Source organism: Novispirillum itersonii subsp. itersonii ATCC 12639 (assembly GCF_000381985.1).
GTDB classification, from domain to species: Bacteria; Pseudomonadota; Alphaproteobacteria; order Rhodospirillales; family Rhodospirillaceae; genus Novispirillum; species Novispirillum itersonii.
Map to the genome: position 1 here is coordinate 530,007 of NZ_KB907338.1, position 6,747 is coordinate 536,753.

Consider the following 6,747-nt stretch of genomic DNA (forward strand, 5'->3'; position numbering starts at 1 on the left):
GTCTCCGCCATGGGGTTTGTCGCCATGGATGCGCCGCTGCCCGCCGTGGACAGCACCGCCCGGCTGATCCGCTTCGATCTCGCCAAAATGGGCGGTCAGATTGAGGTCGGCGAGGATAAGGCCCGCCAGTATGGCGGCAAGGAAAAGTACTTCGCCGACAAGACCGCCCCGGTCCTGAAAATGGCCGGGATGAACACCGAACGCACCATCCTGTACGACAACCTGCGCCAGTATGCGGTTGACCGCGCCGCCGCCGGAAAGGGCAGCCGCGTCTATGACGCCAAGGGCACCGGGGCCGCCAACTATTCCATCCTCGCCGTGCGCTTTGAGGAAGGGGTCTGTTCCGGCCTGTATAACCCCAACGGCTTCGGCAACGGCGTGCTGTTTGACGTGCAGGCGATCAACGGCGGCAACCTCTACAAAGATGACAAAGGCGTGCTGGTCTACGGCGTCCGCCTGAAGTGTGACCTCGGCATGATGCTGACCGGCGACCGCAACGTGGCCGCCATCGTCAATATCGACCTTGCCGCCGGAAAGACCCCGACCGAGGCGATGATCGACGATCTGCTGGCCGATGTGCGGGCCACCTCCTCGGGCCGGACCCTGCTGCTGATGCACCCACGGGTGCAGAGCTGGCTGGGCCGGGCCTTTAAGGGCAACCGCCTCGATCTGCGTCCGGCAGATGACAACATCACCCGGCAGGTCAAGGCCTGGGAAGGCGTGCCGCTGCTGACCAGCTACACCTTCGCCGATGGCAGCGAGAGCAAGGTTTCTGTCGGGTAAGGCCCGGTCCTGAGAAAAAAAGGAGAGCTTTTATGTATAAAATCAATGGCCTTACCCATTACGTTCAGGTGCATGGGCAGTCTCTGGCGCTGGCCCAGCCCCTGCCGCAGAACACCGGTGCCGACGGCAACGGCGGGCCGGTCCGTGCCGGGGGCACGCAGGGGGCGATCGAGGTCATCGTCCGGGCCAACACCGCCCTGACCATCGCCGACGGCAAGGCCCTGACCGTCCGCCTTCAGCACCGGACCGGCACCGCCCCCTTCAGTGATCTGGCCACCGTGGTCAGCTTTACCGCCACCGGCGGCAACGGGGCCATAGCCCGCGATACCGAGCTGGGGCGCTTTGTGCTGCCCGGCACCACCGGCGACGAGGTCAGGGCGGTGATCGCCACCACCGACCCTGCCGCCAGCGGCACGATCGACGTGCTGCCGACCTATCAGGCGCGCTGAGGCCCCGGCGCCTCCGGCAGCCGGTCCCGGGCGGGGGGATCTTCCGCCCGGGACCGCTGTTTCCCGTCCCGTCAGACAAAGGAGCTTTCCCGATGGTCGCCAGTGTCGTCGGCCTGTGTAACCTGTCGCTGTCCCTGCTGGGGGCGCAGGACATTGCCGCCCTTGACGAGGCCTCGCCCGAGGCGCGGGCCTGTGCCCGCCATTTCGGCCCCTGTCTTGAGGCGGTGCTGCGGGATCACCCGTGGAACTTTGCCACCCGCCGGGTGGTGCTGGCCCCGCTGGCGGCCCCGGTTGCCCCCGGCTGGACCTATGCCTACGCCCTGCCGCCCGACTGCCTGCTGGCGCGGGAGCTGGTGGTGCCGCAGGGGTCGGCGGCGGCCCGTTTTTCGGTGGAATATGCCCCCGGGGCCGGGCGGGTGCTGCTGACCGATCTGGCCGGGGCGGCGCTGGTCTATACCGCCCGCACCGAAGACACCGCCAGTTTTGATCCGCTGTTCGTGCAGGCCTTAAGCTGGCGGCTGGCGGCGCATCTGGCGATGCCGCTGACCCGCGACCGGGCCCTGTTGCAGATGGCGCAGACCCTGTATCTGAATACCCTGACGCAGGCGCAGCGCGCCGATGCCAATGAAGGCGTGCCGGAAAGCCCGCGCGATCCGTCCTGGATTGCCGCCCGGGGCATTGCCTCCGGCTGGGACGATGTCTGGGGTGGGGGGCTGTCATGACCCTGCGCGGCTATCAGCCCAGCTTTACGGCGGGGGAGCTGACCCCCAGCCTGCACGGGCGCACCGATCTGGCCGGATACGCCAACGGTCTGCGCACCTGCCGCAATTTTATTCTGCATGCTCATGGCGGGGTTTCCACCCGGCCGGGGTTTGCCTTTGTCGGCTTTACCCGGGGCGGGCCGGTGCGGCTGGTGGCCTTTCAGTTTTCCACCGTGCAGCAGTATGTTCTGGAATTCGGGGCCGGGTATCTGCGCGTCCATAAAGACGGCGGGACGGTGCTGAAAGACGGCGCGCCCTATGAGCTGGCCACCCCCTATACCGCCGCTGATCTGCCGGGGCTGGCGTGGACCCAGTCAGCCGATACGCTGTTTCTGGTCCATGCCGGGCATCCGCCGCATCGCCTGACCCGGCGCGGTCATGCCGACTGGACCCTGACGCCGATGGTGTTCGGCCCGTCGCTGTCCGGCCCGGCGGGGGTGACGGCGGTGGCGTCGGGCAGTGGCGGCACGGCGGCGACGCTGCGGTATCGTGTCACCGCGATTTCTGCCGATACCGGGGAACAGAGCCTGCCGTCGCCGGTGGTTGCCGTGACCGGCTGGACCGAAAGCAACTGGCCGCAGGGGGCGAAAATCAGCCTGAGCTGGCCCGAAGGGTCCGGGGTGGTGGAATACCGCGTCTATAAGGAAGACAACGGTCTGTTCGGCCAGATCGGCGCGACGGAACAGACCGGCTTTGCCGACGACAACATCACCCCCGATCTGGCCCGCACCCCGCCGGGGCCGCGCAACCCGTTCGACGGGCCGGGCAAATACCCCTCGGCGGCGGCATTTCATGAACAGCGGCTGTTTCTGGCGGCCACGGAGCAGGCCCCGCAGACGGTCTGGGGCAGTGCCATCAACGCCTATGGCAACTTTAACACCTCGCGCCCGGTGCGGGATGACGAGGCGATCACCTTCACCATTGCCGCCGCGCAGGTCAACGCCGTGCGCCACATCGTGCCGCTGGGCGACATGATCCTGCTGACGTCGGGCGGGGAATGGCGGGTCGGCGGGGCCAGCGATGGCGCGGCCCTGACCCCGTCTTCGCTGCGGCTGAAACCGCAGGGCTACCGGGGGGCCTCGAAAGTGCGGCCGATGGTGGTGGGCAACACCATTCTGTACGTGCAGGACAAGGGCAGCATCGTCCGGGATCTGGCCTACAGTCTGGAGGTGGACGGCTTTACCGGCGACAACCTGTCGATCCTGTCCGGGCATCTGTTTGACGGCCATACCCTGACCGACTGGGCCTATGCGCAGGTGCCGCATTCGATTGTGTGGGCGGTGCGGGATGACGGGGTGCTGCTGGGGCTGACCTATCTGCGGGAACACCGGGTCTGGGGCTGGCACCGCCACGACACCGACGGCACGGTCGAAGCGGTCTGCACCGTTTCGGAAGGGGCGGAGGATGTGCTGTATGCCGTGATCCGCAGAACGTTGAACGGAGAAGAGAAGCGCTGTCTGGAACGGCTGTCCGGGCGCGGCTGGGCAACGGCGGAAGAGGCCTTCTGCGTTGACTGCGGCCTGTCGTACAGCGGCCCGCCGGTGACGGTGCTGACCGGGCTGGAGCATCTGACCGGGCGGGAGGTGGCTGTTCTGGCCGGTGGCGATGTGCTGGCCCGGCAGACGGTCATCAACGGGCAGATCACCCTGCCGCGCCCGTACAGCCGGGTGCAGGTCGGGCTGCCGTATTCCTGCATGCTGGAAACGCTGGACCTTGACCCCGGCGCCACGGCGCAGGGCAGCGCGCAGGGGCGGCGGCGCAGCGTGGCGCGGGTGACGGTCCGGGTTGCGGCCTCGCGGGAGTTCCGGGCCGGACCCTCGGCGGAGCGGCTGGTGAAGGTGCGGCAGCAGCAGACGGTGCTGGACAGCCCGCTGGCGCTGCGGGACGGGCTGGTGGAACTGACGCTGGACGCGGGGTGGAACAGCCACGGGCGGGTGGTGATCCGGCAGGATGACCCGCTGCCGCTGACGGTGCTGGCGATTGTGCCGGAGGTGGATTTTGGCGGGTAAAGCCGGGCAGGCCCGCCCTGCGGCAGCGATCCGCCCGTGGCGGGAGGAGGATGTGCTGTCCCTTGCGCCCCGGCTGCGGGCGTCAGACGTGGCGGAGGTCTGGGCATCGCACCGGGCAACGCCGGATCAGGCGCTGCGCGGGTCGCTGGCGCTGTCGGTGCAGGCCGGGGCCGGGGTGATCGGCGGGCGGGTGGAATGCCTGTTCGGTGTGGCCCCCGACCCCGGCGACCGGCAGGCGGGGATCGTCTGGCTGCTGGGCAGCCCGGCGCTGGAAACCGCCCCGGTCGGGGTGCTGCGGCACAGCCGGGCGGTGGTGGCCGGGTGGCAGCAGATGTTCCCCCGGCTGTGGAACCGGGTGGATGCCCGCAACGGGGTCTCGCTGCGCTGGCTGCGCTGGCTGGGGTTTCAGGTGGCACCTGCCATGCCCTTCGGGCCGGATGGGATGCCGTTTCATCATGTCGAACGACGGAGGAGCGAACAATGTGTGCAGTACCGGGTGTGATGGCGGCGCTGGCGGCCACATCGGCCCTGACCGGGGCCGCCACGATGGTGGCGCAGGGGCAGGCGCAGCGGCGGCAGTCGGCCTATCAGTCCGCCGTGGCGCAGGCCAATGCGGCGGCGGCGGATCAGGCGGCGCAGGCGCAGGAACAGGCGGCGGAACGGGCGTTGCAGCAGGGCCGGGTGGCCGAACAGCAGCAGCGGTTGCGCACCGCGCAGGCGGTCAGCAGTCAGCGGGCCGGTCAGGCCGCGTCCGGGGTGCTGGTTGACAGCGGATCGGCGCTGGATGTCACCGCCGACACCGCGCAGGCGGGGGAGCTGGATGCCCTGTCCCTGCGGCAGCAGGCGGAAGAGGACGCCTATCAGCACCGCTGGCAGGCCTATCAGGCCCGCACCGGCGGTAATGCGGCCCTGGCACAGGGGCAACTGGCGTCGATGCGCGGGCAGTCCGCCGTTTCCGGCAGTCTGTTTGCGGTGGGCAACAGCCTGCTCAGCCGGGCCCCGGCGGTGGGGCGGGCGTTTGGCCGGGCGTGGCTGCCCGATGACCTCAGCTAGGGCCCGGCCCCCGGTTACTGTGCGGGGGCAGAGGGCGGCGGCGCGGCGGGGGGAACAGGTGGCGGGGGCGGGCAGGGCTGCGGCGGCCCGCCGTCTTGCAGGGGCGGGCACATCACTTCCGGGTTGATATCGACGGTTTTGCGGACCGGCTGACCGTCGCGCAGCAGGTCGATCCGCACCCCCTGCCGCCCGTACAGGTCTGGCAGACGGGCGGAAAAGTCCTGCGGGGTATCCACCGCCTGACCGTCCAGCGCGGTGATCAGATCGCCGGGCAGCAGATCAGCGGCAAAGGCCGGGCTGCCGGTGACAACGGCAAACACTTCGGCCCCTTTGTTGGTTTTGTTTTTCTGGCGGGTGTCGTCCGATGGCTCCTGCACCACCGCGCCCAGCCCGCCCGGCTGGCCGGGGGCCCAGAAGGTGGCTGACAGGGTATAGAGCTCGTAGGTATAGGGCTCGTAGCGGGTGACGGTGGTCTGGGTCCAGACCGTTTCACGGTAGGACTGGCCGCTGGCGCGGTCGGTCACGGTGCGGGTGACCGGCACCATCACCGGGTGCTGAACCGGGGTCACGCCGCGCTGGGTGGACTGATACTCCTGCGACAGCAGCACCACCGGCGCCCCGACGGCGCGGGCCTGCGTTTCAGCATCGCTGCGGGCCGTATCCCGCCCGGTGAAGGTGGCGGTCCCGATCAGCACATATCCGCGCCGCAGCAGGGCCCGGCTTTCCGCCTCCGCCGAGCCGGAAGGCAACAGCCGCACCTCCGGCTTCCAGCCTGCCGCGACGGGCAGGGTCCGCGCCGCCGGGATCACCGGCTGATAGGCATCGGCATAGGGATTGGCACAGGCCGCCAGCAGCAGCGGGATCAGGGCGGCAAGGCAGCGGATCAGCGGGGGGGCCATGATGGCGGTGTGTCCGGTCAAGACAGAGACCGCATCAGTGTACTCCCGCGCCCCGCATCAACGGAAGAGGCCACCGCGCGTCACAAACGATAACCGAGATGAAGGATAAAGGTCATGACCGTCACCAATACGGTATCAAAGCAATCCTATGCCAGTACCGGCAGCACCACGGTGTGGCCGTTTTCGTTTCCGCTGGACCGTGACAGTGATCTGGCGCTGATCGTGACGGCGGCGGATAGAACGGAAGCCACGGTGGACCCGGCCCGTTACCGGCTGGACCGCGTCGCCGGCACGCCCGGCGGCAGCGTGACCTATCCGCTGTCCGGCCCGGCGCTGGTGGCGGGGCAGACGGTGACGGTGCTGCGCCGTCTGCCGGTGACGCAGGCCACCAGTCTGGTCACCGGGGCCGCCTTTTATGCCGAGGATCTGGAACGGGCGCTGGACCGCCTGACGATGATCGACCAGCAGCAGCAGGAACAGCTTGACCGGACGCTGAAGCAGCCGGTTTCAGACCCTGCCGGGGTGGCGCTGACACTGCCGCCGGTGGCGCAGCGGGCGGGCAAATCGCTGAAGTTTGACGGCAGCGGGGCGCTGGTCGCCACCCGGTTTGACCCCGATGCCCAGCAGGCGGCGGCGGCGGCCAGTGCGGCGGCGGCAGCCGTCAGTGCCACGGCAGCCGATGCCGACCGGGTTCTGGCGGAAGCCGCCGCTGCCACCGCCGTCACCGCCCGCGAAACGGCGGTGGTCAGTGCTGCCGCCGCCGCAGCCGCAGCAGCGGCTATCGGTCAGGAAA

General features: G+C 69.2%; 8 protein-coding genes. 7 read left to right on the forward strand and 1 reads right to left on the reverse strand.

The genetic code is table 11. The features are described from left to right. From G365_RS0105720 to G365_RS22755, 6 genes are all read left to right on the forward strand, one after another. Positions 1 to 783 (forward strand): major capsid protein (locus G365_RS0105720; RefSeq protein ID WP_081628453.1); only part of this gene is annotated, 783 nt, incomplete at its 5' end. A gap of 32 nt (positions 784 to 815) precedes the next feature. Continuing rightward, positions 816 to 1,232 (forward strand): hypothetical protein, encoded by a 417-nt coding sequence (locus tag G365_RS0105725; RefSeq protein ID WP_019644551.1) that lies wholly within the window; start codon positions 816 to 818, stop codon positions 1,230 to 1,232. A 92-nt stretch (positions 1,233 to 1,324) separates the two neighbouring features. Beyond that, on the forward strand, positions 1,325 to 1,954 hold the full coding sequence (locus G365_RS20510) for a hypothetical protein (protein ID WP_019644552.1): 630 nt from the start codon (positions 1,325 to 1,327) through the stop codon (positions 1,952 to 1,954). After that, positions 1,951 to 4,002 carry a hypothetical protein gene (locus G365_RS0105735; RefSeq protein WP_019644553.1) on the forward strand — a complete coding sequence of 684 codons (2,052 nt, stop codon included), beginning with the start codon at positions 1,951 to 1,953 and terminating at the stop codon, positions 4,000 to 4,002. The genes G365_RS20510 and G365_RS0105735 overlap by 4 nt, the downstream gene beginning before the upstream one ends. After that, positions 3,992 to 4,504: a hypothetical protein gene (locus G365_RS20515; protein ID WP_019644554.1), complete on the forward strand. Its 513-nt coding sequence runs from the start codon at positions 3,992 to 3,994 to the stop codon at positions 4,502 to 4,504. The genes G365_RS0105735 and G365_RS20515 overlap by 11 nt, the downstream gene beginning before the upstream one ends. Beyond that, positions 4,483 to 5,055 carry a virion core protein, T7 gp14 family gene (locus G365_RS22755; RefSeq protein ID WP_155976131.1) on the forward strand — a complete coding sequence of 191 codons (573 nt, stop codon included), beginning with the start codon at positions 4,483 to 4,485 and terminating at the stop codon, positions 5,053 to 5,055. The genes G365_RS20515 and G365_RS22755 overlap by 22 nt, the downstream gene beginning before the upstream one ends. 14 nt (positions 5,056 to 5,069) lie before the next feature. Here G365_RS22755 and G365_RS0105750 read toward each other — a convergent pair whose 3' ends face one another. Continuing rightward, positions 5,070 to 5,954, reverse strand: coding sequence for a PDZ domain-containing protein (locus tag G365_RS0105750; RefSeq protein ID WP_026345127.1), 885 nt, complete (start codon positions 5,952 to 5,954; stop codon positions 5,070 to 5,072). A 114-nt stretch (positions 5,955 to 6,068) separates the two neighbouring features. Between G365_RS0105750 and G365_RS0105755 the strand changes: the two genes are divergently transcribed. Further along, on the forward strand, positions 6,069 to 6,747 hold a 679-nt coding region (locus G365_RS0105755; RefSeq protein ID WP_026345128.1), incomplete at its 3' end, for a hypothetical protein.

Coding starts and splice junctions, on each gene's coding strand:
- G365_RS0105725 (WP_019644551.1), top strand. CDS start 816: ATGTATAAAATCAATGGCCTTACCCATTACGTTCAGGTGCATGGGCAG.
- G365_RS20510 (WP_019644552.1), top strand. CDS start 1,325: ATGGTCGCCAGTGTCGTCGGCCTGTGTAACCTGTCGCTGTCCCTGCTG.
- G365_RS0105735 (WP_019644553.1), top strand. CDS start 1,951: ATGACCCTGCGCGGCTATCAGCCCAGCTTTACGGCGGGGGAGCTGACC.
- G365_RS22755 (WP_155976131.1), top strand. CDS start 4,483: ATGTGTGCAGTACCGGGTGTGATGGCGGCGCTGGCGGCCACATCGGCC.
- G365_RS0105750 (WP_026345127.1), bottom strand. CDS start 5,954: ATGGCCCCCCCGCTGATCCGCTGCCTTGCCGCCCTGATCCCGCTGCTG.